We start from the raw sequence: 583 nt of genomic DNA, 5'->3' as shown, positions 1-583 counted from the left end.
GACAGCGCATCCTTCACGAAACGCGACAGACCCGGATCGGAGACCGCCGCGATCGCCTCCACCGTTGCAGAGCCGCCTTCGGCAGCCGAGGCAAACGAGGCGGTGCGCACGGTGATCACCTTCCTGGTATCGCTGGCCTGCACCGTCTGGATGGCATTGCCGGCATAGATCGGCCGCTTGAAGGTGTCGGGGCTGACAACCTCTATGATCTCCGAGACCTGGGCGACATCGAGCAGGGCAGCGACGCGCGGCAGCACATTCTTGCCGACCGAGGTGGCGGCAGAGACGATGGTGTCATAGGAGCCGGCGAGCGAGACGATCAGGTCGGCAAGCGGTTCGGCCAGATTGTTGGCAAGCGCGTCGCTTTCGGCCAGCAGCACCTTGGAGACGCCGGCGAGCTTGGCAGCCGCATCGGCCGCAGCCTTGGCGCCCTTGCCGGCAACGAGGATGTGCACGTCGGAGCCGATCTGGCTTGCTGCCGTCAGCGCCTTGGCGGTCTGGTCGGAAAGGCTGACATTGTCGTGGTCGGCCAGAAGAAGAATGGTCATGATGGTGTTCTCTCTTTCCTGCCTTAAAGCACGCC

Annotated in this window: 1 pseudogene; it reads right to left on the bottom strand. The window is 64.0% G+C overall.

What is annotated here, in order from left to right:
• Nucleotides 1-548, bottom strand: a pseudogene (locus K6N12_RS33630) (electron transfer flavoprotein subunit alpha/FixB family protein); the annotation flags it as partial.
• Nucleotides 549-583: the final 35 nt, after the last annotated feature.

Origin of the sequence: Rhizobium redzepovicii, from assembly GCF_019793435.1 — a bacterium.
Classification (GTDB): Bacteria; Pseudomonadota; Alphaproteobacteria; order Rhizobiales; family Rhizobiaceae; genus Rhizobium; species Rhizobium redzepovicii.
Note: the sequence above shows the minus strand (reverse complement) of the source record. Positions and strands in the feature narration are given on the sequence as shown.